This window comes from Microbacterium sp. Root1433D1 (assembly GCF_001426835.1).
GTDB classification, from domain to species: domain Bacteria; phylum Actinomycetota; class Actinomycetes; order Actinomycetales; family Microbacteriaceae; genus Microbacterium; species Microbacterium maritypicum.
The window spans coordinates 221527-248125 of record NZ_LMFN01000001.1; the positions used below are offsets into that span (position 1 = coordinate 221527).

General features: G+C 69.6%; 22 protein-coding genes. 14 read left to right on the top strand and 8 right to left on the bottom strand.

Annotation, left to right across the window (positions count from 1 at the left end):
• Positions 1-24 precede the first annotated feature (24 nt).
• Genes ASD13_RS01010 through ASD13_RS01020 form a run of 3 tightly spaced genes read left to right on the top strand, consistent with a single transcriptional unit; the run spans position 25 to position 3217 of the window.
• A complete protein-coding gene (locus tag ASD13_RS01010) occupies positions 25-1023 on the top strand; it encodes an alpha/beta hydrolase fold domain-containing protein (RefSeq protein ID WP_055864787.1) in 999 nt (332 codons plus the stop codon).
• Positions 1020-2003: an alpha/beta hydrolase gene (locus ASD13_RS01015; protein ID WP_055864790.1), complete on the top strand. Its 984-nt coding sequence runs from the start codon at positions 1020-1022 to the stop codon at positions 2001-2003. Before ASD13_RS01010 ends, ASD13_RS01015 begins: the two co-directional genes overlap by 4 nt.
• Entirely contained in the window at positions 2000-3217 is a 1218-nt protein-coding gene (locus tag ASD13_RS01020; protein WP_235562439.1) for a multidrug effflux MFS transporter, read from the top strand. Before ASD13_RS01015 ends, ASD13_RS01020 begins: the two co-directional genes overlap by 4 nt.
• 11 nt (positions 3218-3228) lie before the next feature.
• Here ASD13_RS01020 and ASD13_RS01025 read toward each other — a convergent pair whose 3' ends face one another.
• Positions 3229-3771, bottom strand: coding sequence for a hypothetical protein (locus ASD13_RS01025; protein WP_055864795.1), 543 nt, complete (start codon positions 3769-3771; stop codon positions 3229-3231).
• 66 nt (positions 3772-3837) lie between these two features.
• Here ASD13_RS01025 and ASD13_RS01030 point away from each other — a divergent pair, with 66 nt between their 5' ends.
• Together ASD13_RS01030 and ASD13_RS01035 are read left to right on the top strand one after the other, a co-directional pair.
• Positions 3838-4422, top strand: a complete 585-nt coding sequence (locus tag ASD13_RS01030) for a TetR/AcrR family transcriptional regulator (protein WP_055864798.1) — start codon at positions 3838-3840, stop codon at positions 4420-4422.
• Between the two features lie 103 nt (positions 4423-4525).
• Positions 4526-6514: a primary-amine oxidase gene (locus ASD13_RS01035; protein ID WP_055864801.1), complete on the top strand. Its 1989-nt coding sequence runs from the start codon at positions 4526-4528 to the stop codon at positions 6512-6514.
• 95 nt (positions 6515-6609) lie between these two features.
• On the opposite strand, the gene ASD13_RS01040 is transcribed toward ASD13_RS01035, so the two are convergent.
• The 3 genes from ASD13_RS01040 to ASD13_RS01050 are packed head-to-tail and all read right to left on the bottom strand — an operon-like array spanning position 6610 to position 9128.
• The gene (locus ASD13_RS01040) at positions 6610-7275 is read right to left on the bottom strand and encodes an SDR family oxidoreductase (protein WP_055864804.1); all 666 of its coding nucleotides are present in this window, start codon (positions 7273-7275) and stop codon (positions 6610-6612) included.
• 40 nt (positions 7276-7315) lie between these two features.
• Entirely contained in the window at positions 7316-8251 is a 936-nt protein-coding gene (gene murQ, locus ASD13_RS01045; RefSeq protein WP_055864805.1) for an N-acetylmuramic acid 6-phosphate etherase, read from the bottom strand.
• Positions 8241-9128, bottom strand: coding sequence for a BadF/BadG/BcrA/BcrD ATPase family protein (locus ASD13_RS01050; RefSeq protein WP_055864808.1), 888 nt, complete (start codon positions 9126-9128; stop codon positions 8241-8243). The genes murQ and ASD13_RS01050 overlap by 11 nt, the downstream gene beginning before the upstream one ends.
• A gap of 97 nt (positions 9129-9225) precedes the next feature.
• Here ASD13_RS01050 and ASD13_RS01055 point away from each other — a divergent pair, with 97 nt between their 5' ends.
• On the top strand, positions 9226-10083 hold the full coding sequence (locus tag ASD13_RS01055; protein WP_055864812.1) for a MurR/RpiR family transcriptional regulator: 858 nt from the start codon (positions 9226-9228) through the stop codon (positions 10081-10083).
• A 114-nt stretch (positions 10084-10197) separates the two neighbouring features.
• Here the strand turns inward: ASD13_RS01055 and ASD13_RS01060 are convergent, their stop codons facing one another.
• The 4 genes from ASD13_RS01060 to ASD13_RS01075 all read right to left on the bottom strand — a co-directional run bounded on the left by ASD13_RS01060 (position 10198) and on the right by ASD13_RS01075 (position 15479).
• Positions 10198-11313, bottom strand: coding sequence for a substrate-binding domain-containing protein (locus ASD13_RS01060; RefSeq protein ID WP_055864815.1), 1116 nt, complete (start codon positions 11311-11313; stop codon positions 10198-10200).
• A 59-nt stretch (positions 11314-11372) separates the two neighbouring features.
• The gene (gene mmsB / locus ASD13_RS01065) at positions 11373-12743 is read right to left on the bottom strand and encodes a multiple monosaccharide ABC transporter permease (RefSeq protein ID WP_055864818.1); all 1371 of its coding nucleotides are present in this window, start codon (positions 12741-12743) and stop codon (positions 11373-11375) included.
• Positions 12740-14335 (bottom strand): multiple monosaccharide ABC transporter ATP-binding protein, encoded by a 1596-nt coding sequence (gene mmsA, locus ASD13_RS01070; RefSeq protein WP_442922310.1) that lies wholly within the window; start codon positions 14333-14335, stop codon positions 12740-12742. Before mmsA ends, mmsB begins: the two co-directional genes overlap by 4 nt.
• Before the next feature lie 130 nt (positions 14336-14465).
• Positions 14466-15479 carry a LacI family DNA-binding transcriptional regulator gene (locus tag ASD13_RS01075; RefSeq protein WP_017828810.1) on the bottom strand — a complete coding sequence of 338 codons (1014 nt, stop codon included), beginning with the start codon at positions 15477-15479 and terminating at the stop codon, positions 14466-14468.
• Between the two features lie 179 nt (positions 15480-15658).
• Between ASD13_RS01075 and ASD13_RS01080 the strand changes: the two genes are divergently transcribed.
• From ASD13_RS01080 to ASD13_RS01115, 8 genes are all read left to right on the top strand, one after another.
• Entirely contained in the window at positions 15659-17143 is a 1485-nt protein-coding gene (locus ASD13_RS01080; RefSeq protein ID WP_055864824.1) for an amidohydrolase family protein, read from the top strand.
• Entirely contained in the window at positions 17143-18471 is a 1329-nt protein-coding gene (locus ASD13_RS01085; RefSeq protein WP_055864827.1) for a serine hydrolase domain-containing protein, read from the top strand. Before ASD13_RS01080 ends, ASD13_RS01085 begins: the two co-directional genes overlap by 1 nt.
• 141 nt (positions 18472-18612) lie before the next feature.
• Positions 18613-20001 (top strand): serine hydrolase domain-containing protein, encoded by a 1389-nt coding sequence (locus ASD13_RS01090; RefSeq protein WP_055864830.1) that lies wholly within the window; start codon positions 18613-18615, stop codon positions 19999-20001.
• Positions 19998-20921: a serine hydrolase gene (locus ASD13_RS01095; RefSeq protein ID WP_235562440.1), complete on the top strand. Its 924-nt coding sequence runs from the start codon at positions 19998-20000 to the stop codon at positions 20919-20921. Before ASD13_RS01090 ends, ASD13_RS01095 begins: the two co-directional genes overlap by 4 nt.
• Before the next feature lie 75 nt (positions 20922-20996).
• The gene (locus tag ASD13_RS01100; protein WP_055864833.1) at positions 20997-22592 is read left to right on the top strand and encodes an ABC transporter substrate-binding protein; all 1596 of its coding nucleotides are present in this window, start codon (positions 20997-20999) and stop codon (positions 22590-22592) included.
• Positions 22593-22613: 21 nt separating this feature from the next.
• Entirely contained in the window at positions 22614-23612 is a 999-nt protein-coding gene (locus ASD13_RS01105) for an ABC transporter permease (protein WP_055864836.1), read from the top strand.
• Positions 23609-25540 carry a dipeptide/oligopeptide/nickel ABC transporter permease/ATP-binding protein gene (locus tag ASD13_RS01110; protein WP_055864839.1) on the top strand — a complete coding sequence of 644 codons (1932 nt, stop codon included), beginning with the start codon at positions 23609-23611 and terminating at the stop codon, positions 25538-25540. Before ASD13_RS01105 ends, ASD13_RS01110 begins: the two co-directional genes overlap by 4 nt.
• Entirely contained in the window at positions 25537-26580 is a 1044-nt protein-coding gene (locus ASD13_RS01115; protein ID WP_082524247.1) for an ABC transporter ATP-binding protein, read from the top strand. Before ASD13_RS01110 ends, ASD13_RS01115 begins: the two co-directional genes overlap by 4 nt.
• The last annotated feature ends 19 nt before the right edge of the window (positions 26581-26599 follow it).

Sequence of the window (26599 nt, forward strand, 5' to 3'; positions counted from 1 at the left end):
GCCACCACTCGCACAAGGAGTTCCATGACCGCCACCGCCGCCGGACGTCCCACCGTCACCCCCGTGCCCTTCGATCCCGAGGTGCAGGCCGTGCTGGATGAGATCGCGAAGGATCCTCAGCCGCCCCTGACCCGCGACACGCTGCCGCGCGAGGGCGCCGACCGGATGTTCCCCGACAACGACACCGTCATCGCCGGCCGTGACTTCGAGTGGGAGGACCGCGTGATCCCCGGCCCTGCCGGGGCGCCCGACATCGAGATCACGATCTTCCGGCCGACCGGAACCCGCGCCGAGGTGCTTCCCGGCTTCATCAACATCCACGGCGGCGGGATGATCGTCGGTCACCGCTCGTGGGAGACCGGGCGCGTGGTCGACATCGTCGCGCAGCACCGCGTGGTGGCAGTGAACGTCGAGTACCGTCTCGCTCCTGAAGACCCCTACCCCGCCGGAGTGGAGGACTGCTACGCCGCCTTCGTCTGGGTGCATGCGCACGCGAACGATCTCGGCATGGATCCTGCGGGCATCGTCGTCGGCGGCGGGAGCGCTGGGGGCGGACTCGCCGCCGCCGTCGCCCTGATGGCACGCGACCGACGGGGCCCGGCGATGGCGGGACAGCTGCTGCTGTGCCCGATGATCGACAACACCAACACCACGGTGTCGAGCCGGCAGTACGACGGCATCGGCACGTGGCAGCGGGAGCTGAACCTGCTCGCGTGGTCGTGCGTGCTCGGCGACGATCTCGCCTTCAGCCCCGAGGCACCCGCGCATGCCGCCCCCTCCCGCGCGGCCGACCTCTCGGGCCTGCCGCCCGCCTTCATCGAGGTCGGAGAGGCCGAGGCCTTCCGCGACGAGGACACCGAGTACGCCCTGCGCATCTGGGCCACCGGCGGACAGGCCGAGCTGCACGTGTGGGGCGGCGGCGCGCACGGCTTCGACATGTACATGCCCGATGCCGAGATCTCCCGCGCCGCCCTCGCCGCGCGCGCCTCCTGGCTGCGACGGATCTGGCGGGCCGCCCGATGACCGCCCACCCGCCGGTCCCCTACGATCCCGAGCTCGTCGCCGGTCTCGCGGCCTTCGTCGACATGGTCGAGATCATCCCGCTGCGCGCCGACACCATCCACGCCAATCGCGATCACTTCGCGACCATCATCCCGCCCATGTCGGCGCAGGCCGACGGGCGCGCGATCACGTGGGAGGACCGGACCGTCTCCGGCCCCGCCGGAGCCCCGGACATCGAGATCACGATCGTGCGGCCCACCACGCCGGCGAACGGACCGGCCCCTGCCGTGCTGTCGATCCACGGCGGCGGGATGGTGCTGGGAACCCGGTTCTTCGGCACCTCCGAGCTCATCGACCTGGCCGAGCGATACGGGGTGATCGGCGTCGCGGTCGAGTACCGCCTCGCCCCCGAGCACCCGGGGCCGGCACAGGCCGAGGACTGCTATGCGGCGCTGGAGTGGATGGCGGCGCACGCGGAGGACCTGGGCATCGACCCCGACCGCATCATCGCGTCCGGCATGAGCGCGGGCGGTGGTCTCTCCGCCGCCGTCGCGCTGCTCGCCCGAGACCGAGGGGGTCCGCGCCTGGCCGGACAGCTGCTGGGATGCCCCATGCTCGACGACCGCAACGACACCGTCTCGAGTCGTCAGTACGACGGGTTCGGAGCTTGGGATCGCCACAACAACCACACCGCGTGGGAGGCGATCGCCGGTGAGGACCGCGGCACCGATCGGGTATCGCCCTACACCGCCCCCGCGCGCGCCGTCGACCTGTCCGGCCTCGCTCCCGCGTTCATCGAGGTCGGGGCGGCCGAGACCTTCCGAGACGAAGCGGTCGACTACGCCACGCGCATCTGGGCCACCGGCGGACAGGCAGAGCTGCATGTGTGGGCGGGCGGATACCACGGCTTCTCCGGCTTCTCCCCCGACGCCGAGGTCTCGCAGGCGGCCGACGCCGCGCGCGCGAGCTGGCTGCGGCGCACGCTGCACCTGGAAGGATGAGCACTCCCGTTCCCGGGGAGCCCTCGCGGCCACGGATGGGCACGGTGCACGCGATGCTCGTGCTCGGCATGCTCGAGGCGTTCGGCCCGCTGTCGATGGACCTGTATCTGCCGCAGCTGCCGCAGCTCGCCGCCTCGCTCGGCACCACGGAGGCACTCGCTCAGGCCACGATGTCGGCGTGCATGATCGGGCTCGGGCTCGGTCAGCTCGTCGCCGGACCCCTCAGCGACCGATGGGGCAGACGGCTCCCCCTGATGGTCGGCGTCGCCGTCTTCGCCGTCCTCTCCCTGGCGTGCGCGCTCGCCCCGAACATCGAGCTGCTGCTGCTCGCGCGCTTCCTGCAGGGACTCGCGGGATCTGCGGGCATCGTGATCTGCCTCGCGATCGCCCGGGACCAGTTCGAGGGCGTGGAGCTCTCACGGATGCTGTCGCTGCTGTTCCTGGTCTCGGGAACGGCGCCGATCATCGCGCCCGTCGTCGGAGGTCAGCTCGCGAGGATCATGGATTGGCGCGGGATCTTCGGCGTGCTCAGCGCCGTGGGCGTCGTGCTGCTGCTGGTCGTCGTCTTCGCCCTGCCGGAGACGCTTCCCGTCGCAGCACGGCACGGCGGCGGTCTGCGCACCCTCCGCATCCACACCGGAGCGGTCCTGCGCGATCGGCTCTTCGTCGCGGTGCTGTGCGCGGCGGCCGGGGGTGGAATCGCCTTCTTCACGTACTTGTCCATGTCGTCGTTCGTACTGCAGGACGAGTTCGGCCTGAGTCCGCAGTCGTTCAGCCTCGCCTTCGCGGCGGGAGCTCTCGCGAGCATCGTCGGCAGTCAGCTCAGCCGTCTCGTCGTGAGCAGGTGGGGACCGCTGCGGGTGTACCTCGGGGGCATCTCGGCCACGCTGATCGCCGCGACGGCCTTCCTGGTGCTCGCGCTCGCCGACGTGGGCGTCGCGGGAATCGTCGCCGCGCTGATCGGATTCATGCTGTGCTCAGGGCTCGGCGGGCCCAACGGGCAGACCCTCGCCCTCGCCCACCACGGCGCGCGAGCGGGCACGGCTTCGGCTCTGCTCGGGATGTCGACGTTCCTGTTCGGTCCGGTGCTCGCGCCGGTCGCCGCAGGGATCGGTGGTACGAACGCCGTCACGATGGCGGTGACGATGACCGCAGCGGCGGCGGTCGCCGCGGTCGCCGCCTGGCTGTTCGTGCGCCCAGCCGCCGCGGGGTGACGGCCCCTCCGTCAGAATCCCAGGCACATCACCGCGATACCGGCGGTCATCGCCCACGACTCGATGCGGAGCAGGCGCGCCGTGCGACCGTGGTGCACCGGAGCGACGAACCACTCCGCGACGATGGTCCACAGCGCCACCGCGCCGACGCCCGCGAAGAGCAGCACCGAGAGCATGCCGGAGAGCCCGTGGCCGCCGTGTCCTGTCACCGTCGCTGGACCCACCGCGGCGACGGGTCCAGCGGCTCCGTGGAACGCGCACATCGCCATCACCAGGGAGACCAGAGCGCGGTGACAGCACGGGGCCGCCGATGCGGTGCCGCGAACGCCCATGGTCCCGACCATGCCGGATCCCAGCAGAACCACCCCCAGCGCCAGCTCGAGCACGGGGTGGCGCCCGGCGGTCGCGGCGAGCGCCAGCATCGCCGCCGCCATGACGAGCACGCTCTGCCGCCCCTGCCACGGCACGGCGCGCCAGGCAGCCACGCCGGCGACGGCCGAGACGATCGCGGCCGCGGCCATCAGCCACGGCACCGCAACGATGAGGTGATCCACGCCGGAAGTATATTGAGCGCTCGCTCAATATAGCTATACCTGTGCGCGATGCGACAAGATGGGTGCGTGCCTCGCATCGTCGACCATGATGAGCGCCGCCGGCAGATCGCCGAGGCGCTGCTGGCCGTCGCCGCCCGCGACGGACACGAGAGCGTGTCTTCGCGTGCCGTGGCGAAGGAGCTCGGCGTCGCCACGGGTTCGCTCTGGCATTACTTCGACGGCTTCGACGAGGTCATGCGTGCGGCTGCGGCCGAGGTGACCCGCCGCACCGAGGCGCGCATCGCCGAGGCAACGGCCGACCGCCGCGGGCTCGACCGACTGCACGCGCTCATGCGCGAAGTGCTCCCGGTCGACGAGCGCACCCGCACCGAAGCCCATGTCGTGGTCGGATTCTGGGGGCGCCTGGCCGCGCTCGCGCCGACGCCGGACGCCGGCTCGCCCACGCTCGCCACCTGGCAGGACACGACGCGACTCGCCCTGCGGGAGGCAGTCGAAGACGGTGAGTTGCGCACGGACACCCCCACCGAGGCGATCGTGACGCTGCTGCGCTCCATCACCTACGGACAGCAGATCGTCGAGGTCACGGAGCCGCAGACGCCGCCCGCCCACCTCGCGGTGCTCGAGGTGGCGCTCGCTCCCTGGCGGGCCTGACAGAGTTCCCCGCCCGCGAATCTCCCGTTGCGGGCGTCGGGCGCTCCGTCGTATCATCATGCCAACCCGTTTATTGAGCAATCGCTCGAAAATAGTGAGGTCGATGATGTCCCACCACGCTCCGCAGCCCGTGTCGATCGAGAAGATCGCCGCCCCGCACCCCCACGATCCCCTCACGGGTGCAGAGATCGCGGCCGCCCGCGCCGTGCTCGACGCCGCGGGCCTCATGACCGAGACCACCCGGGTGCCGATGCTCCTGCCCGACGAACCCCGCAAGGAGGAGCTCGCGACGTGGACGCCCGGCTCCCCCATCGACCGCCGCGTCGACGTCACCCTGCTCGACATCGCCACCGGCGTCGCCACCGAAGCCATCGTCTCGATCACCCGGGGCGAGGTGCTGCACACGCAGCGGGTCCCCAACGACGCCCCGCCCTACGGGCAACCGCAGTACCTGTTCGAGGAGTACGAGCGCGCCGAGGCGATCGCCAAGGCGTCACCGCAGTGGCAGGCCGCGATGAAGCGCCGCGGCCTCGAAGAGCACATGGCGCTCGCTTTCTGCGGGCCGCTCGCCCCCGGATACACGGGCCGTGCCGACGAGGTCGGACGACGCGTGATCCGCTCCCTGACCTTCCTCAAGTACGACGAGCAGGACTCCCCCTGGGCGCACCCGGTCGAGGGACTCATCGTGCACATCGACCTCACCGCGAACAGCGTGATCCGCGTCGAGGACCACGGCGATGTGCCCGTTCCCGCCGGCCACGGCAACTACTACCCCGAGGTGCAGGGCGAGGCGCGCACCACCCTGAAGCCGATCGAGATCACCCAGCCCGAGGGGCCGAGCTTCGCCGTCACGGGTTCGCTCGTGGAGTGGGAGGGCTGGTCGATGCGCGTGGACTTCAACGCACGCGAAGGCCTCGTGCTGCACGACGTCACCTTCCAGGGACGATCGGTGCTGAGCAGGGCGAGCGTGCCCGAGATGGTCGTCCCCTACGGCGACACCGCGCCCGGCCGCTTCTGGATCAGCTACTTCGACGCCGGTGAGTACCTGCTCGGGAAGAACGCGAACCACCTCGAGCTCGGCTGCGACTGCCTGGGCGTGATCCGCTACCTCGACGGCTACGTCGCCGACGACCACGGCCACCCCGTGCGCATCCCGAACGTGATCTGCATGCACGAGGAGGACTACGGCATCCTCTGGAAGCACACCGATCTGGCCGGGCGCTCCGACGTGCGGCGTTCCCGCCGGTTCGTGGTCTCGTACTTCTCCACGATCGGCAACTACGACTACGGGTTCTACTGGAACTTCGGCCTGGACGGGTCTATCGAGGTGGTGGCCAAGGCTACGGGCATCGTCTTCGCCAGCGCCGGTGAGCCCGGGGTGCGCCAGCGCCATGCGACGGAGCTGGCCCCCGGAGTGTTCGCCCCCGTGCACCAGCACCTCTTCTGCGCACGGCTCGACGTCGCGATCGACGGCGAGGACAACCGGCTCGTCGAGATCGACGCCCAACGCGTGCCGATGGGCCCCGAGAACCCCTTCGGCAACGCCTTCACCTGGTCGGAGACGACTCTGCACACCGAGAACGAGGCGCAGCGCGAGGCCGATTCCTCGGTCGCGCGGGTGTGGGAGGTGCAGAGCGCGTCCCGCACGAACCACGTCGGCCGGCCCACCGCGTACCACCTGGTGCCGCAGCCCACGGCACTGCTCATGGCCGACCCGCAGTCCTCCGTCGCCGCGCGTGCCGCCTTCGCGACGAAGCACCTCTGGGCGACACGCTTCGAGGCGGGGCAGATCTGGCCGGCCGGTCGGTATCCGAACGCGCACCAGGGCGGAGCAGGGCTACCCGAGTACGCCGCCGCCGACCGCGACATCGACGGCCAGGACGTCGTGCTGTGGCACACCTTCGGTCTGACGCACTTCCCGCGACCGGAGGACTGGCCCATCATGCCGGTCGACTACGCCGGATTCTGGTTCAAACCGGCCGGATTCCTCGACCAGAACCCGGCCATGGATGTACCGGAGGCGTCGCAGGCGCACCGCGGCGCGACGGCGAGCGCATGCTGCGGTGGAGGCACCTGCACCTGCGCGCACTGAGTCGGATGCCCGCCCGGGGCAGGCGCACAGAGACCCCGGTCTCGCCGCCTCTGCGCGTCGAGCTCTGCGCGTCGAGTCCGCGCCTGCCCCGCGGCTCAGTACCTCGCCGAGAACGCGCCGTCCGACTGCAGCAGCTGCCCCGAGATCCAGCGCCCTTCCTTCGACACGAGGAACTCCACCACGGCCGCGATGTCGCCGGGGCGCCCGAGACGCCCGAGCGGTGTCATCTCCCCCAGCCCGCGGCGCGTCTCGTCGTCCATCCAGCCGGTGTCGATGGGGCCGGGGTTGAGCACGTTCGCCGAGATGCCGCGCGGGCCGAGCTCGCGGGCCGCCGAGATCACGAGCCGGTCGAGAGCGCCCTTGGAGGCCCCGTAGGGGAGGTTGCCGGTCACGTGGTCGCTGGTGAGCGCCACGATCGCACCTCCGCCGTCGCCCACCTGCCGCGCGAAGGCCGCGATCAGCAGCAGACTCGCCCTCGCGTTCACGGCGACGTGCCGATCGAAGCTCTCGGCCGTCGTGTCGAGGATGCCGGATTCCACATCGTGCGCATGACTCAGGACGAGTGCCGAGACCGGGCCGTGGGCTGCGTTCACCTCAGCCATCAGGGTCTCCGGCCCCCCGGGCGTTGCGAGGTCGGCGATGTGATCGGCGTCGTGCAGGTCGCTGGTGACGACGGTCCAACCGGCGGCGCGCAGACGAGGAGCGATGCCGGCGGCGATGCTGTCGGCACGCGCGGCGCCGGTGATCAGAGCAAGGGGCATCCGCACACCGTATCGGACTCCCCGGGCGCTCGCATCGCCCTCAGGCGAGCGCGGCGATCGCGTCGCGGAGGATGCCGTCGGCCTCGTGGAGGGCTGCGGCCGCGTCCTGCGGCGTCGCGTCGGCGGCGAGCATCAGCAGCGCGAGCTTGACCGAACCGTCCGCCGCCTGCAGCGCCGCCGCAGCCTGGTCGATGTCGACGCCGGCGAGCTGCGACACCGTGCGGATCGAGCGGGCATGCAGCTTCTCGTTCGTGGCCAGCAGATCGACCATGACGCCGCGGTAGGTCTTGCCGAGGTTGATCATCGACAGTGTCGTCAGCATGTTGACGACGAGCTTCTGCGCCGTCCCCGACTTGAGGCGCGTGGAGCCGGAGATGAACTCGGGGCCGGTGACGACCTCGATCGCGACCTCCGCGGCCGCGCCGATGTCGGAACCGGCGTTCGAGGCGATCGCCGCGGTGAAGGCACCGACGCTGCGGGCGTAGGCCAGCCCTCCCACGACGTAGGGCGTGCGGCCGGAGGCGGAGATGCCCACCACCGTGTCGTTCTCCGAGAGACCGAGCTCGCGCAGCGAGGCTTCCGCGGCAGCGTCGTCGTCTTCGGCGTTCTCCACGGCGGAGCGGATCGCCGTCTCGCCCCCCGCGATCAGCCCGACCACCATCGACGGGTCGGTGCCGAAGGTCGGCGGGCACTCGCTCGCATCCAGAACGCCGATGCGCCCGGCCGTGCCTGCACCGATGTAGATGAGGCGTCCGCCGCGGCGGAACCGCTCGGTGATGCCGTCGACCACGATGGCGATCTCCTCCGCCCGCTCGGCGACGGCCTCCGGCACCCGCCGATCCTCCGCGTTCATGCGTCGCACGAGCTCGGCGGTGCCCAGCAGGTCGAGGTCGCCGCGATCGGTCGTCGAGGCCTCGGTGTCGAGGCGCTCGAGCACGGAGAGGAGGGTGGCCAGGCGGGAATCGTCATTCGGCACGGTGGACGAACCTTTCGTGGGGGAGGTCGGTGCGGCGCGCGAGCAGCAGCGCGCCGTCGAGTGCATCGCCGCTCGCGGGCACGATCGTGCGTCCGGCGGTCTGCAGGGAAGAGGTCAATGACGCGCGGAACCACGCGTGGTCGGTGAGGCCGCCGTGGATCACCACGTCGGTGGTGCGGGTGGATGCGGCGACAGCCGTCGCGGTGAGGAGTCGAATCGCCTCGGCCACGATCTCGCCGGCGACCGCATCGCCGTCGGCAGCGGCATCCAGCACGAGAGGTGCGAGCGTCGCGAGGCGTCGAGGGAGGGGTTCGCGCTGGGCGAGCCAGGCCTGGATGTCGGATGGCGCACCCACCGGCTGCACGATCGCCGCGGTGAGGGCGGTGCGGGCGCCCAGGGCGTCGTCCGCACGCAGCACGGCACGCAGGGCCTCGCGCCCGAGCCACGAGCCGCTGCCGAAGTCGCCGAGTTCCGGACCCCAGCCGTCGACGAGTCGCGCGCCCTCGGCGTCGACGCCGAGGGCCGCCGCTCCGGTTCCCGCGATGAGGAGCACTCCCCCGGCACCGGCGAGTGCACCGGCGTGAGCGGTGACCACATCGGAGGCGACGGCCACCGCGGCTCCGCTCGCTGCGGCGAGCCGGGACGACAGTTCCTGCGCCGCATGCGGCGCCAGCCAGGCGCCCGCGGCGCCCACCCCGATCAGGTCGAGGCGGTCACCCTCCAGAAGCGGGAGGATCGCCTCGAGTGCACTCTCCACCCCGCCGGCTGCGGCGAGCCCGGGAGCTCCGACGCCTGCGCGCGCGACCCGCTCGCCGTCGATCACGACGCGGCACCGGGACTTGCCGAGATCGACGGATGCGGTCGTCTTCGCGCTCATCGACTCTCCCGGGGATCGGTGGAAACAGGTGATGAAAAGAGACTACATGCGAAGTAGACTCTGCAAAAAGAATTTACACCGAGCAGACGGAGAACCGATGAGCATCCAGTCGACGATCGAAGCCGCCGCTTCCACGCTGACGCCGTCGCTGGCCCGTATCGCGCTGGTCGTCCGCGAGAACCCCTCCGTCGTGATCGACAACACGATCAACGAACTGGCCACGGAATGCGACACCTCGGTCGCTTCGGTCGTGCGCTTCTGCCGGGCGATCGGCTTCAGCGGCTACGCCCCGCTGCGCATGGCCCTCGCCGCCGAGCTCGGCAAGGAAGCCGCCCAGTTCTCCGCACGCGGCGCCTACGGGTCGGAGATCTCCGACGCAGACACCCTGCAGGAGGCGGTGTCGAAGGTGGCGGCGCTCGAACTGCTGGCGATCGAGGAGACCGTCGCCCGACTCGACTTCACCGTGCTCGAAGCGGCAGTGGACGCGATCGACGGGGCCGAGCGCATCATCCTCTACGGGCTCGGCGCCAGCCGGTTCGTCGCGGAGGATCTCGCCCACAAGCTCCTCCGCGTCGGACGGAACGCGCATATTCCCGCCGATCCGCACGAGGCCGTCGCCGTCTCCGTGCTGCCGACCGCATCGACCGTCGCGATCGGCTTCTCCCACTCCGGTTCGACGCTCGAAACCGTGCGGTTCTTGGAGACGGCGCGTACCAGCGGCGCCACCACGATCGCCGTCACGTCGGCGAAGGACTCCCCCCTCACCCGCGCGGCCGATCACCCGCTCTTCACTGAGGTGCGCGAGTCGACCTTCCGCGCAGGCGCCATGGTAAGCCGCATCGCGCAGCTCACGCTCGTCGACTGCCTGTTCCTCGGTGTCGCCAAGCGCCGGTACACCGAGACCGTCGACGCCCTGCAGCGCACGGGTCAGGCGACGCGCGCCCTCCGCGGCTGACGAACACGGCGACGGACACGGCCCGCATACGAGAGAGCCACCCTGACCCGAAGGTCAGGGTGGCTCTCGGTCACAGCGAGGTGCTGTGGGGTGTTCCTCGAAGGAGCATCCGGATTACTGGTACGACTTCACGATCTCGAGGAGGCTCGGGACGTTGGCGTATGCCTCGGCCGCGTTCTCCTTGGTGACGATGATCGGGTCGAGCAGGTAGGCCGGGACGACCTTCACGCCGTTGTCGTACTGCTCGGTGTCGTTGACGTCGACCTCCTCGCCCTTCTGGAGCTGGCCGACCATCTTGATCGACTGCTCGACGAGGAGCGTGGTGTCCTTGTTGATCGTGGAGTACTGGATGCCCTCCATGATCGACTTGACGGACTCGACCTCGGAGTCCTGACCCGTGACGACCGGGACCGGCTTGCCTGCTCCCTGCACCGAGGTGATGATGGCGCGGGCGAGCGTGTCGTTCGGCGAGAGGACGCCGTCGAGCGTCTCGGAACCGTAGGTCGACGTGAGGATCGAGTCCATGCGGCGCTGGGCGTTCTCGGCCTTCCAGCCCTCGGTCGCCGTCTGGGAGATCTCGGTCTGACCGGAGACGACCTTGAGCGTGCCGTCATCGATCTTCGGCTGGAGCACGTCCATCGCGCCGTTGAAGAACACGGGAGCGTTGGCGTCGTCCGGCGAACCCGAGAACAGCTCGATGTTGTACGGCGCCTCGTGGCCCGCGCGCTCGGCGAGACCGTCGAGCAGCGCCTGGCCCTGCAGCTGACCGACCTTGAAGTTGTCGAAGGCGACGTAGTAGTCCACGGCCTCGGTGTTCTCGATCAGACGGTCGTACGCGATGACGGTGACGCCGGCGTCGCGGGCTGCCTCGACCTGCGTCGACAGCTGCTTGCCGTCCTTCGCACCGATGATGATGACCTTGGCGCCACCGGTGACCATCGCCTGGATCTGGTTCTGCTGCTCGGCGACCGTGTTGCTGGCCGGTGCGTACTGCACGTCGGGCTTGAATCCGGCCTTCTTCAGGCCGTCGGTGAACAGCTGACCGGCGAGAACCCAGTTCTCGGAGGTCTTGTCAGGAAGGGCGACACCGATAGTGGCATCAGCGGCGAAGCCCTTGGCCTCGTCCCCCGACCCGGAGCCGGTGTCACCGCCGCGCTCCGAGGAGCAGCCGGTGAGGGCGAAGGCGCCCGCGACGACAAGCGCTGTCGCCGACAGAAGAATCTTCTTCATGTGATCTCTTTCTCTGGTGTGTGAAGGTCAAGGCGCGTGTGCGGTGCGCGACTCGACCCTTACTTTCCGCGCGTCTCGTCGACGGCGGGGGCTTCGTACTTCTGGCTGGTGGGGTAGTTCGCCTTCGGGTCGAAGGTCTCGAGGGCGGGGTCTTCCTTGCGACCGAACCGGCGCGTCAGGAACCCGATGATCGAGGGGCGGCCCTGCTGCTTGTTCCAGACGTCGACACCGACCGCGAACAGGAGCACCAGGCCCTTGATCATCGACACCACGTCGGCACCGGCGCCGAGCAGCGCGAGTCCGTTGTTGAGGAACGCCATCACGAGACCACCGATGATCGACCCGATCACGGTTCCGATGCCGCCCGAGACGGCGGCACCACCGATGAAGACCGAGGCGATGGCGTCGAGCTCCCAGCCGTTGCCGTCCTGCGGACCGGAGGCCGTGGCACGGGCCACGTAGATCATCCCGGCGAGCGAGGCGAGCACCGACATGTTCATCATGACGAAGAAGTCGACCCAGCGGTCCTTCACGCCCGACAGACGCGCTGCCTGGCGGTTGCCGCCGACGGCGTAGATGTGGCGGCCGAAAACGGTGTTGTTCGTGATGAACGAGTAGAGGATGACGAGGGCGAGCAGGATGACGCCCGAGATCGGGAAGCTGGTGCCTTCACGCCCTGTCGCGAACAGCCACCCGGCGATGAGGATCACGGCCGAGATCAGCACGACCTTGGTGATGCTCACCCAGCGGGGCGCCATGTCCGAACCCATCTTGGCCTGCGCGCGGCGGGTGCGGATCTCCGAGATGACGATCCAGAGCACACCGATCAGGGCGAGGACCATGGTGAGCACGTTGAACTGCACGGGGATGAAAGACAGCTCGGGCAGGTAGCCGGCGCCGATGACCTTGAACCCCTGCGGGACGGGGATCGACTGCGAGTCGCCGACCCACTGGTTCGCGCCACGGAAGAACAGCATGCCCGCCAGCGTCACGATGAAGGCGGGCACCCCGACATACGCGACCCAGAATCCTTGCCAGGCGCCCACCAGCACGCCCACGCCGAGGCCGAGGAGGATGGCCAGCGGCCACGGCAGGTTCCAGTCCGCCATCGCCTTGGCGACGATGATGCCGGTGAACGCCGCGACCGACCCGACCGACAGGTCGATGTGGCCCATGATGATGACCATCACCATGCCGATCGCGAGGATCAGGATGTAGGAGTACTGGTTGACGACGTTGATCAGGTTGCCCGACGAGAGCGTGAGTCCCTGACCCTTGAAGATCCAGGTCAGCACCTGGAAGACGACCAGGATCACGACGAGGCTGCCGAGGATGCCGAACTGACGGAGGGTCGACTGGCCGCCTCCGAACATCTTCGTGATGTCCTTGAAATGGAAGCCGCGCTTCGTTGCGGTGGTGTCGGTGGTCATGCGGATGCTTTCTGGGTCGCGGAGGTCATGCTGCGCATGAGGTCCTCAGGTGTCGCCTGATCGGCCGGGATGCAGTCGGTGACCCGACCTTCGAAGACGGTGTAGATGCGGTCGGAGATGCCGAGGAGTTCGGGAAGCTCGCTGGAGATGACGATGACGCCCTTGCCCTGGGCTGCGAGCTGGTTGATGATCGCGTAGATCTCGTACTTGGCACCGACGTCGATGCCGCGTGTGGGCTCGTCGAGGATCAGCAGGTCGGGGTCGGTGAACATCCACTTCGCCAGCACGACCTTCTGCTGGTTGCCGCCGGAGAGCTTGCCGACGCCCTCCTCCACGGAGGGCGTCTTGATGCGGAGCGCCTTGCGGTACTCCTCCGCGACGGCGAACTCGGCGCGGGCGTCGACGACACCGCGCTTGGCGATCTTGGAGAGCTTGGCGGCGACGACCGAACGCTTGATCGTGTCGAGCAGGTTGAGCCCGAGCACCTTGCGGTCCTCGCTCACGTACGCGAGCCCGTGCTTGATCGCCGACGCCACATCGTGCAGGGCGACCTCCTGGCCGTCCTTGATCAGGGTGCCGGAGAGGAAGGTGCCGTAGGAGCGGCCGAAGATGCTCATCGCGAACTCGGTGCGCCCTGCGCCCATGAGACCGGCGATGCCGACCACCTCGCCGCGGCGGACGTTGATGTTCGAGCCCTTCACGACCATGCGCTCGGGGACGGTCGGATGCTGCACCCACCAGTCCTTGACCTCGAAGAACACCTCGCCGATCTCGGGGGTGCGGTCCGGGTAGCGGCTCTCGAGCGAGCGGCCGACCATGCCGCGGATGATGCGGTCCTCGTTGACCTCCCCACGCGAGATGTCGAGCGTCTCGACCGTGCGGCCGTCGCGGATGATCGTGATCTCGTCGGCGATCTGCTCGATCTCGTTGAGCTTGTGGCTGATCATGATCGACGCGATGCCCCTGGCCTTGAGGCCCAGGATCAGGTCGAGCAGGTGCTGCGAGTCGTTCTCGTTGAGTGCGGCGGTCGGCTCGTCGAGGATCAGGAGCTTGACGTCCTTGTTGAGCGCCTTCGCGATCTCGATCAGCTGCTGCTTGCCGACACCGAGGGTCTTGATCTGCACGTCGGGGTCTTCGCTCAGCCCGACGCGGGCGAGCAGTTCGATCGCCCGTTCCTTCTGGGCCTTCCAGTCGATGCGGCCACCGCGCTGGATCTCGTTGCCGAGGAAGATGTTCTCGGTGACCGAGAGCTCGGGGATCAGGGCGAGCTCCTGGTGGATGATCGCGATGCCGGCATGCTCGCTGGCGGCGATGTCCTTGAAGCGCTGCTCCTCGCCGTAGAGCAGGATCTCCCCGTCGTAGGTTCCGTAGGGGTACACCCCGGACAGGACCTTCATCAGGGTCGACTTCCCGGCGCCGTTCTCGCCGCAGATCGCGTGGATCTCGCCGGCGCGGACGGTGATCGAGACGTCGGCGAGTGCCTTGACCCCCGGGAACTCCTTGGTGATGCTGCGCATCTCCAGGATGGGGCCTGACACGGTAGGCAACGTTGCTGTGGTGCTCACGGATCTTTCCTCGCGACGTGCGGTCACCTTCGATGTGACCGTTCACATTGGATTACATAGTCCACTCACGACGAACCGCTGTCAAGTCCGCGCGCCGATTTCGTGTCGCTACCGTGATGCATGCGGCCCGATCGGCTGGGAGCGGTCCCGCGACAGGTCAGCGTGCTGCGGCGGATTCGCGCGCACGCAGGATCGTCTGCAGCGGGCCGAACTCCGGCACCTGCTCTCCCCTGATCTGCGCGAGGAGGATGCGCACGGCTCGGCGCCCGAGCTCGGGGAAGTCCTGGTGCACCGTGCTCAGCGTCGGCGCCACGTGCGCGGCGACCGGTATGTCGTCGAACCCGATCACGCTCACGTCGTGCGGCACCCGCACCCCGGAATCGCGGAAGCCGTGCATCAGCCCGATCGCCATCAGATCGTTCGCGGCGAACACCGCCGTGAAGTCCCGACGGCGCGAGAGCTCCTTGCCCGCGAAGTAGCCGAAGTCGGCTGTCCAGTCGCCGCGGATCGGCGGGAACGTCGGCAGGTCGGCCTCGCGCAGTCCGTCGAGATACCCGCGCATGCGCGACTCCGCCTCGATCCAGTCCTGCGGGCCGGCCAGATGCAGGATGTCGCTGTGACCGAGCGATATCAGGTGGGCCGTCGCGGCCTTGGCGCCCGCCACCTGGTCGGCGGACAGGCTCACCCCGTCCGAGCCCGATGCCGTCTGCAGGGTCACGAACGGCATGTCCACCGACATGCCGCGAAGGACATGGAACACCCGCACCTGCGGTGCGAGCACCACGATGCCGTCGACCTGCTCGCGCGACAGCTGGCGCACCGCGTTGCCGATCGCCTCGGGCGTCGTGTCGGCGAGGTTCAGGGTCGAGACCGAGTACCCCTCCTCGCGCGCCGCATCCTCGATGCCGGCGATGGACGAGGTCGGACCGAACTCCCCGATCGTGGCGGACAGGATGCCCAGCATGTTCGACTTGCTGGTGACCAGAGCGCGGGCGGCCAGGTTCGGCCGGTAGTCGAGCACCGAGATCGCATCGAGGACCTTGGCCTTCGTCTCCGGACGGATGCTCGGATGATCGTTGAGCACTCGGGACACCGTCTGATGCGAGACACCGGCGAGCCTGGCGACGTCGCGGATGCTCGGCAACCGCGCACGCTCGGAGGCGGTGGACATCACTTGCCTCCTCGCGTGTGCACGGTCACATCGTCACTACATTATGTCTGGCGGCGCGCGCGTGTCACCACTCGAACGCCGTTGCCGCGCGTGACGGGTTGTGCGCGAGCACCGGAAGCACCACCCGGTTTCGTCGAGCGGCACCGGAACGGCTCCCTCCAGCATGGCATCGTGGCGGCGTGGACACACTGCTGCGCGGCGGGCGCGTCATCGACCCGAAGACGGAAACCGACCGGATCACCGATCTGCTGATCACCCAGGGGCGGGTGGCCGCGGTCGGCGACGGGCTCACGGCGCCGACCGATGCCGAGGTGGTGGACGCGACGGGCCTCATCGTCGGACCGGGTTTCGTCGACCTGCACAGCCACGTGCACTCGATCGCGGGGCACCGGCTGCAGGCGATGGACGGTGTCACCACCGCCCTCGATCTCGAGGCCGGACTCATGCCGATCGCCGAGGCCCTCGCCCGCGCCGCCGCGGACGGACGCCCGCTGAACTACGGCTTCTCGGCTTCCTGGTCGCAGGCGCGGGCGTACGCGCACCTCGACCGGGTGCCCGTCGCCGACTTCACCGCGTCGATGGATCTGCTCGGCACACCCGACTGGCAGCGGTCCTCCTCCCCCGCCGAACGCCGCCGATGGCTGAGCCTGCTGGAGGATGAGCTGGGTGCCGGCGCACTGGGGATCGGCGTGCTGATGGGTTACGCACCGCGGTCCGACCCCGACGAGTACCTCGCCCTCTCCCGGCTGGCCGCCGCTGCCCACGCCCCGACCTTCACGCACGTGCGCGAACTGATCGAGGCCGATCCGCGCACACCGATCGACGGCTCTGAGGAGCTCGTCCGCGCCGCCGCGGAGACCGGGGCGGCGATGCATCACTGCCACGTGAACAGCACCTCGCTGCGCCACATCGACCGGGTGCTGGGCCTGCTGGATCGCAGCCGCGCCGCAGGTTCCCGCGTGACGGTCGAGGCCTACCCCTACGGCGCCGGCAGCACGGCGATCGGCGCGTTCTTCCTCGCCCCGGAGAAACTCGCGGGGCTCGGCATCACTCCGAGTTCTCTGGTGCTCGTCGACACCGGCGAGCGCATCGCCGACGAAGCCCGGCTGCGCGAGGTGCGGACGACCGACCCCGGCGCCACCTGCATCGTGACGTTCCTCGACGAGGCCGATCCCTTCGACCGCGCGCACCTGCACCGGGCGCTGGCCTATCCCGACTCGATCGTGGCGAGTGATGCGATGCCCATCTCCTGGGCGGCGAGCGGCGGGGGGACGGTGTACGAGCAGCACGAGTGGCCGCTTCCCGCGGGCGGGCACACGCATCCCCGCACCGCGGGCACGTTCGCGAAGTCACTGCGGCTCATGGTTCTCGACAGCGGCACGTGGAGCTGGGTCGAAGCCTTCCGGCGCTGTTCGTTCCTCCCCGCTCGTGTGCTCGACGAGGTCTCGTCCGGCATGCGGGGCAAGGGCCATCTGACGATCGGGGCGGATGCCGACGTCGTGGTGATCGACCCGACGACGCTGACGGACAGAGCCAGCTATGCCGATCCGACTCGCCCGTCGCGGGGTGTGCGCGAGCTCTTCGTGCACGGCACTCGTGTCGTGCACGCAGGAGAGATCGTGACCGATGCCCTGCCGGGGCGCGCCGTACGAGGGGATGCCTGATGGACGACGAGCTGCAGGAGTTCCTGGACGCCACGGCCGCGGAGCTCGGCGTGCCCGGCGCAGTGGTCGGCGTGATCGACCGCGACCGGGAAGTCATCGCCGCCACCGGTGTCGCCGCTGTCGACACCGGTGCCGCCGTGACCGCGCGCACGCTCTTCCAGATCGGCTCGACGACGAAGACGTTCACCGGAACCGTCGCGATGCACCTGGTCGAGAGCGGCGTGCTCGACCTCGACGGCCATGTGGTCGATGTGCTCCCCGACTTCCGGCTCCGAGACGAGGACGCCCTCGCAGAGCTGCGCATCCGCCACCTCCTCACGCACTCTGGCGGCTTCCTGGGCGATGCGGACGATCATCCGGGGTGGGACGACGACGCCCTCGCCCGCAGCGTCGCCGGCTTCTCCGAGCTCCCGCAGTTCTTCTCCCCCGGCACGATCGCCTCCTACAGCAACTCCGGCATCCGCCTGCTGGGTCGTGTGATCGAGGAGGCGACGGGCGAGACGTTCGAGCAGGCGGTGCAGCGCATCGTCCTCGACCCGCTGGGTATGTCCGAGACGTTCTTCTTCCCGTGGGACGTGATCGCACGCCCCCATGCCGTCGGACACGTGCCCGGTGAGGACGCAGCGATGGCCGCGTTCCCCCAGTGGCCGCTGACCCGCGACATCGCGCCCGAGGGCGGCATCGTGTCGTCCGTGCGCGACCAGCTCACCTACGCCCGTTTCCAGATGCGCGGCGAGTCGGAGGGCGCAGCACCCGTGGGCGAGGCGACCAGACTCCTGATGCAGCAGCCCCACCTCGCCGCGGGGCCGCCCATCGACGCCATCGGTCTTCCCTGGTTGCTCACCCGGCACGGATCGGCACGGGTCGTGATGCACGGCGGGAACATCTCCGACATGCAGCTGAGCGAGTTCGTCCTCGCCCCGGATGAGGATCTGGCCATCACCGTGCTGACGAACAGCGGCAGCGGCAAGGCACTCGGATCCGCGGTCGTCGACTGGTGCTTCGCGCGGCTGCGCGGCATCGAGAAGCCCATGGAGGCTGCGCAGCTGCAGCCGGTCGAGAAGCTCGAAGGACTGCTCGGCACGTACGACGCCGGGCAGTGGCGCTACGACGTGACCCGTGACGGCGACGCCCTCGAGTTCGCGATGGTGCTGCGTGAGGACATCGCGGCCCTCGGCATCCCTCCTCGTCCGCCGCTACGGCTGCGCGTGCGTGCCGACGGCGCCCTGATCACCGACACGGACCAGCCCGTCGGCCGTCTTCTCGACCCGGCGGAGGGCGGCCCCCAGCTCCTGCACGTGGGCATGCGCGCGGTGCGCCGCCGCTGAGCCGCCGATCCTTCGTCGGAGCGCACCAAGGTCCGCGCAAGTCTCGTCGCCGCGCACCAACGAGGCGAGGGAGCGCGCGAATAGTCTCGGCCCATCGCCGTCGCCCGCAGACGACGGCCCACTCGACGAAGAGGAGCGCACGTGTCCGACCTGAACGAAATCGGCAGCTGGGTGCGGGAGAACCTTCCCACGATGCTGGCCGACGCGCACATCCCTGCAGCATCCGTCGCGATCCTGGCCGGTGGCGAGATCTTCACCACCGCCGCCGGGATCCTCAATCGCAACACCGGCGTCGAAGCCGACGAGGACTCGGTCTTCCAGATCGGCTCGATCACGAAGACGTGGACCGCGACACTCGTCATGCAGCTCGTCGACGAGGGTCTGCTCGACCTCGACGTCCCGGTGCGCGACACCGTGCCCGCGTTCGCGATCGGCGACGACGCGGCGGCGAGCGCGATCACCACCCGCCAGCTCCTGAGCCATGTGAGCGGATTCGAGGGCGACCTGTTCAACGACACCGGGGTCGGCGACGACGCCGTGGAGAAGTACCTCGCCACGATCGCCGACGCCCCGCAGCTCTTCGCCCCCGGTGAGCGCTTCTCCTACAACAACGCGGCTTTCGTCGTGCTCGGCCGCATCATCGAGGTGCTGCGCGGAACGTCGTACGACCAGGCGCTGCGTGCCCACCTCGCCGCCCCGCTGGGACTCACGCACGTTGCCACCACGGCCGCCGAGGCGATCATGTTCCGTGCAGCTCTGGGACACATCCCCGCAGGCGGCAGCGATGAGCCGGTACCTGCACCGGTGTGGAGCCTCGTGCGCTCGAACGCCCCGGCCGGATCGATGCTCGCCATGACGGCACGCGACCTGGTGACCTATGCGCGCATGCACCTCGACGGCGGGGTCGCAGCCGACGGCACCAGAGTGCTCTCCGAGAAGAGCGTGCGGGCCATGCAGGAGCGCCAGGTCGACCTTCCCGAACTCGGACTGATGGGCGATGCGTGGGGTCTGGGCTGGGAGATCTTCGACTGGGACGGCGGCCCCGTCATCGGTCACGACGGCGGAACGATCGGGCAGAACGCGTTCCTGCGGATGGTGCCGGGTGCGGGTGTCGCGGTCGCTGTGCTCACGAACGGCGGACGCACGGTCGACGCGTATCACGCGATCACGTCGAAGGTGCTCGACGCTCTCGCCGGAGTCACGGTTCCGGCCCTCCCCTCTGTTCCGGAATCGCCGGTCGCGATCGACCTCGAACGGGTGATCGGCACGTACTCGTCGTCGGTCTCCGACTCGACCGTGCGTGTCGATGAAGACGGCCGCATCTGGCTCGAACGCACCATGAAGGGCATCTTCGCCGAGCTGGGCCCTGCTCCCGAACCCGTCGAGCTCGTCGGCTGGGCCGGGGACACGCTCCTCCCCCGCGAACCGCAGAACGGCATGCACATGCCGCACGCGTTCGTCGGCGACGACGGCAGCGGTCGCGCCCTGTACCTGCACACCGGACGTGCCGACCGCCGGATCGACGCATGACGAACGCGCCCGCCTCGATGACGGACACGCAGACCGTGCCCGACGTCGCCGAGATCTTCGCGGATGCGGGGGCCACGGGCTTCCTGCATGCGCGGGAGATCGGCGGGGCCGACGGCCCCGAGGTGACCTTCGGCGCCGACGAGCCGGTGGTGCTCGCCTCGGTGTTCAAGATCCTGGTACTCACCGCCTTCGTCCGCGCGGTCGCCGCGGGCGAGCTCGATCCGACCGAGCGCACCACCGTGACGGCGCGCTATCGCATCGGCGGCGTGGGCACGGCCGGGTTCGCCGACGACGTCGAGGCCAGCTGGCGCGACCTGGCACTGAACATGATGTCGATGAGCGACAACGCAGCCACCGACATCATCTACCACCGCCTCGGCGGCGAGGCCGTCAACCGGGTCATCACCGATCTGGGACTGCGCAGCACTCGTCTCATCGGATGCTGCGAAGACCTGTTCGCCTCGGTGGTGTCAGACCTCGGCGGCGCCGCCGACAGCGACCTCGACGAGCTGTTCACCGGTGCGACCGCAGAGCAGATCCTCGCACTCGACGTCGTGCAGCCGCTGCGCACCTCGCACTCCACGCCGCGCGACGTCACCACCCTGCTGAACGCGCTGTGGACCGACACCGCGGCACCGGCCGAGGCCTGTCGTCAGGCGCGCGACATCATGGCCCTGCAGATCTGGCCGCATCGGCTGACCGCGGCGTTCCCCGGTGACGTGCGCATCGCGGCGAAGACCGGCACCCTCCCCACCTGGCGCAACGAGGCCGGTGTCGTCACGTATCCCGACGGCCGCCAGTACGCCGTGGCGGTGTTCACGCAGGCCGCCTCGCTCGTCGACCGGCAGCCTCTCGTCGACGCGTCGATCGGACGCGCCGCGTTCGCCGCCGTCGAGCAGCTGCGCGCTCGGACCGTCTGACCCGCACTCCCCGCACCACTGCACTCTCCCTGCACAACACACCTGCACCATCCCGAACACTGCTGGAGGCTTCTGATGCGTTCTCGTACCCCGCTGATCGCGCTGCTGGGCGCTGCGGCGCTCGCCCTGACATCCTGCGCCGGCGGCGCCCCGCCGAGCGGAGGTGACGGAGCCGACGGCGTCCTCGCCGACGGCAAGACCTTCACCTCGGTGATCTCGACCGACCCGGGCAGTCTCGACCCGTTCGTCACCGTGATGTCGGTCGCCCGCTCCATCGACCGCTTCCTCTACGCGCGGCTCGTGGAGGTACTGGAGGACGGCAGCATCGCCTCCGGCCTTGCCGACTCGTGGGAGGCCGACACGACCACCGCCACCTTCACGCTGCGCGACGGCCTCACCTGCGAGGACGGCACGCCGCTGACGGCCACCGACGTGGCGGCCAACATCACCCACATCGGCGACCCGGCGAACGGCTCACCCCTGATCGGTCTGCAGGTGCAGCCGGGCACCAGTGCCGTCGGCGACGACGCCGCCGGCACCGTCACCGTCACCAGCGGGCGGCCCGACTCGTTCCTGCTCGAGAACGTCGGCAGCATCTCGATCGTCTGCGGCACCGTGATCGACGACCCCGACGCGCTCGCGAAGGGCGAGGGCGCCACGGGCATGTTCTCCATGAGCGAGCTCGTGCCCAACAGCCAGTACACGCTGACCCGCCGCGACGACTTCACGTGGGGTCCGGACGACTGGGACCCGAAGCAGAAGGGTCTCCCCGACTCCGTGGTCTTCCGCGTGGTCCCGAACGAGACGACCGCGACCAACCTGTTGCTCTCCGGCGAAGTCAACGCGGCCCTCGTGATCGGTCCCGACAACAAGCGGCTGAAGGATGCGGGCCTGTTCCACACCGAGATCCCGACCCCGGTGGGGCAGTTCATCTTCAACCAGGCGGAGGGACGCCCCACCGCCGACCAGGACGTGCGCGAAGCGCTGATCGCAGCGCTCGACCTCGACCAGATGCGCCAGGTGCTCGGCAGCGGAGCCGGCACCGTGCCGACGGGCCTGGTGACCGTGTCTCCGAACCCGTGCCGCGCGGACGTGCTGGCGGACTTCCTTCCCGAGTTCGACGCCGAGGCCGCGGCCGCCGCGCTCGACGATGCGGGCTGGAAGGCCGGCAGCGACGGAGTGCGCACCAAGGACGGCGAGAAGCTGACCCTGCGCATGATCTACTCCTCGCAGCTCGGCGACGCCGGAAACGCCTCGGCGGAGCTCGCCCAGGCGGCCTGGAAGGACCTGGGTGTCGACATCACCGTCGCCGCCGTGGACTCCCCGACCCTGAGCGAGACCCTGTTCTCCACCGGCGACTGGGACATCTCGGCCGCACCGCTCACGGTCTCGCTGCCGAGCATGCTCGTTCCGTTCTACTCCGGACCGAACCCGCCGGACGGCACCAACTTCGCCTCCATCGACAATCCCGAGTACACGGCAGCCGTCACCGCGGCATCCGCCAAGGCCGGCAGCGAGGGATGCGACGACTGGGGCGCCGCCGAGCAGGCCCTGTACGCGACGACCAGCGTCATGCCGTACGCGAACATCAACCGGTCGACCTTCGCGACCAAGGCCACGTTCACCGAGGGCGACGGCATCGACCCCACGTCGATCCGCATGTACGAGTAGACCGAAGACCGGAGACAGCCGATGGCCAGCACCACCGCCACGCAGGCGATACTGATCAGATCCGCACGGTCGGACAACCCCTGGGTGTCCTTCCTGGTCCGGCGCGGAGGGCAGTTCCTGCTCTCGGTGTGGGTGCTGGTCACGGCTGCCTTCCTCATGATCCACCTGGTACCGGGCGACCCGGTGCGCGCGGCCCTCGGGCTGAACGCCCCGGCAGAGCTCGTCGAGGCCCGGCGCGCAGCCCTCGGCCTCGACCAGCCGCTCATCGTGCAGTACTTCCGCTACATCGGCGGCCTGTTCACCGGCGACATGGGCAGTTCGATGATCACCAGTCAGCCGGTCTCCCAGATCATCGCCACGCGGCTCCCCGCCACACTGCAGCTCGCCCTGCTCGCGGTGCTGCTGGTGCTGCTGGTCTCGGTCCCCCTCGGGGTGACGATGGCCGTCGCCACCCGCGGCGGTCGACGACGTGGCCTCGAGCTGGCGTTCGCCACCGGATCCGTGATCCTCGCCGCGATCCCCGAGTTCCTCCTCGCCGTGGGCCTCGTCTACGTGTTCGCGGTGTCACTGGGATGGTTCCCGGTGGCAGGCAACACCGCCCCGTTCTCGCTCGTCCTGCCCGTGGTGGCGCTCGCGGTCGGACCGATCGCGGTGTTCTCGCGCATCATCAGGGTCGAGGTCCTCTCGGTGCTCGGCCAGGACTTCATCCGCACCGCACGCGCCAAGCGTCTCGCACCGCACCGCATCTATTCGCGCCACGCGCTGCCGAACGCCATGACCGCGACCCTGACCCTCACGGGCCTGCTGCTGACGGGAATGGTCGCCGGCACGGTGCTGGTCGAGAACGTCTTCGCGTGGCCGGGCCTCGGCACCATGATCGTGCAGTCGATCCTCACCAAGGACTACTCGGTCGTGCAGGGCATCGTGCTCGTCTACGGCGTCGGCGTACTCGTCGTGAACCTCGTGATCGACGTGATCCTCGCGCTCCTCGATCCTCGATCCACCATCAGGGAGGCATGATGTCGGCACGCACGGCATGGTCAGGCATCGTCCGCTCACCGCTCGGGATCACCTCTCTCGGCCTGATGCTGCTCGTCACCCTCGGCGCGATCTTCGCCCCGATGATCTGGGGCGCTCAGGCGGAACAGGTGAACCCTGCCGCCATCACCCAGGGCCCGAGCGTCGAGCATCTGCTGGGCACCGACACCCTCGGACGCGACGTGCTCGCACGCGTCCTGGTCGCCACCCGGCTCTCCGTGGTGCTCGCCGTGGTCGCCGTGGTCATCGGGGTGGTCGCGGGAACCCTGCTCGGCACCGCGCCGTCGGTGCTCCCGCGGTGGGCCGGACGACCGATCGTCGGGTTCGTGAACATCGCGGTCGCGTTCCCCGGGCTCCTGCTCGCGCTGTTCTTCGCGGTCATCTTCGGCGTCGGCTCCACCGGCGCCGTGCTCGCGATCGGCTTCGCGATGGCCCCGCAGTTCGCCCGGCTCACGCAGACCCTGTCGGCGGCGATCGCCGGTCGCGACTTCATCTCGGCCGCGCAGGTGGCCGGTGTCTCGCGCCTGCGCATCCTGATCCGGCACATCCTGCCCAACATCGGCGAACCGCTCATCGTGAACGCGACCGTGGCGGCAGGTTCCGCACTGCTCGCCTTCGCCGGCCTGTCGTTCCTGGGTCTGGGCGTGCAGGTGCCCGAATACGACTGGGGGCGCCTGCTCGGAGAGGGACTGAACCGGATCTACCTCAACCCGGCGGCCGCCCTCGGACCCGCGGTGGCCGTGGTGATCGCCGGACTGGCGTTCAACCTCCTCGGCGAGACCGCCGCCGCCGCCCTCGGCGGGCGATCGGCCCGTCGCCGCCGCCGCCTGCCCGCCATCGCGCTCTCCGGCGCCACCCAGCCCGCGCAGGTCGACGGTGAAGAAGTGGTGCTCCTCGTCGACGACCTGCGCGTCTCCTTCCCGACGCCAGGCGGATGGGTCACCCCGGTGCGCGGCGTCTCGTTCACGGTCTCGCGCGGCGAGGCGATCGGCGTCGTCGGCGAGTCCGGATCGGGCAAGAGCCTCACCGCGCTCGCCGCCGCCCGGCTCATCGAGCGGCCAGGCCACGTCGCAGCCGCACGGCTCGACTTCTGCGGCACCCCGCTGCTGACCACGTCAGACCGTGCGGTGCGGAGCCTGCTGGGCACCTCGCTCGCGATGGTGTTCCAAGACCCGATGACCTCGTTCAACCCGACCAGGCGCATCGGATCGCAGCTCGCCGAAGCCGCCTCAGAGCACCAGGGCATCACGCGGAAGCAGGCCTTGGACCGGGCGATCGAACGGCTGCAGTCGGTACGGGTGCCCGCGGCCGCGCGACGGGCCCGCCAGTACCCGCACGAGTTCTCCGGCGGCATGCGTCAGCGCGCCATGATCGCCATGGGGCTCATGAACCACCCCCGGCTGATCATCGCGGACGAACCGACCACGGCACTGGACGTGACCGTGCAACGGCAGGTGCTCCAGCTGCTCGCGGGTGTGCGCCGCGACACCGATGCGGCGATCCTGCTCATCAGCCACGACATCGCCGTCGTCGCGCAGACCTGCGACCGGGTGCTCGTGATGTACGCGGGCCGGATCGTCGAGGATCTGCCGGCGGCGACCCTGCACACCGACGCCCGGCATCCGTACACCCGCGCCCTGCTCGACGTCGTGCCCGAGCTCGACGCCGACCGCGACGAACCGCTCAAGATGATCCCCGGCCGTCCTCCGGCACCGGGGGCCTTCCCTGTCGGCTGCGCCTTCGCCGCGCGCTGCCCGCTCGCGACCGACCTCTGCCGCGAGAGCGACCCCGAACTCGTGGCCGACACCGATGGGCACAGGGTCGCCTGCTGGCATCCGGTCAGCGGCGAGACAGCGGTACCCGTGGCGATCGCCACGGCGGCAGAAGAGGAAGAGACGGTCCTGCGATGAGCGAGCTGCGTTTCGATCGGGTCAGCGTGCGCTACGGCACGCATCGGGCAGGTCTCACCGCCGTCGACGACGTCTCCCTCGTCGTCCCCTCCGGATCCGTGGTGGGGCTCGTGGGCGAGTCGGGTTCGGGCAAGTCGACGCTGGCCCGCGCCGCGATCGGGCTCGCACCGATCAGCGAGGGTGCGATCACGCTCGACGGCGTGGACGTGCGCAGCTTCCGCCGTCGCCGCCCGCTCCAGATGGTGTTCCAGGATCCGTTCTCCTCGCTCGACCCGCGCATGACGATCGGCGAGTCCATCGCCGAGGCCCTCCCCCGCGACATCCGCGGTTCCGCGGCCCGGCGGGCCGAGGTTGCGCGTCTGCTCGACCTGGTGAGCCTCGACGCCGACCGCGCGCAGTCGCTCCCGGCCGCGCTCTCGGGCGGCCAGCGTCAGCGCATCGCGCTGGCCCGCGCGCTCGCTGCCCGGCCCGAGGTCGTGATCGCCGACGAGATCACCTCGGCGCTCGACGTGTCGGTCCAGGGCTCGGTGCTCAACCTCGTGCGGGAGCTGCGCGGCGAACTCGACCTCACCATGCTGTTCATCTCGCACAATCTGTCGGTCGTTCGCTACCTGAGCGACCACATCGCGGTGATGTATCTCGGGCGCATCGTGGAGTTCGGGCCCACCGAGCAGGTGCTCGCCGACCCGCAGCACCCCTACACGCGGGATCTGCTCCAGGCGGCGCCCACCCGGAACGGGAATCTGCTGGCGGTCGACCCGCTCGCGCCCGTCGACGTCGAGCCCGCCGACCCCCATTCGCCGCCCAGCGGATGCCGCTTCCATCCGCGGTGCCCGATCGGTCCTGCGGCGCGACCGGACCGGCAGATCTGCATGATCGCGGAACCTCCGCTGCCCGCGGGCGCGGCCGGCGCCGCCTGTCACTTCGCGGGCACGCACGCCGACGCGGCACTCGGAACTGTGCCCACCTCCCAAAGCATCCCCCTGGTTTCGGCCCCGCCCACAACACGGTCCCCGCTCCCAGCGGACACAGTGAACTGACCATCCGATTGGAGCTCTC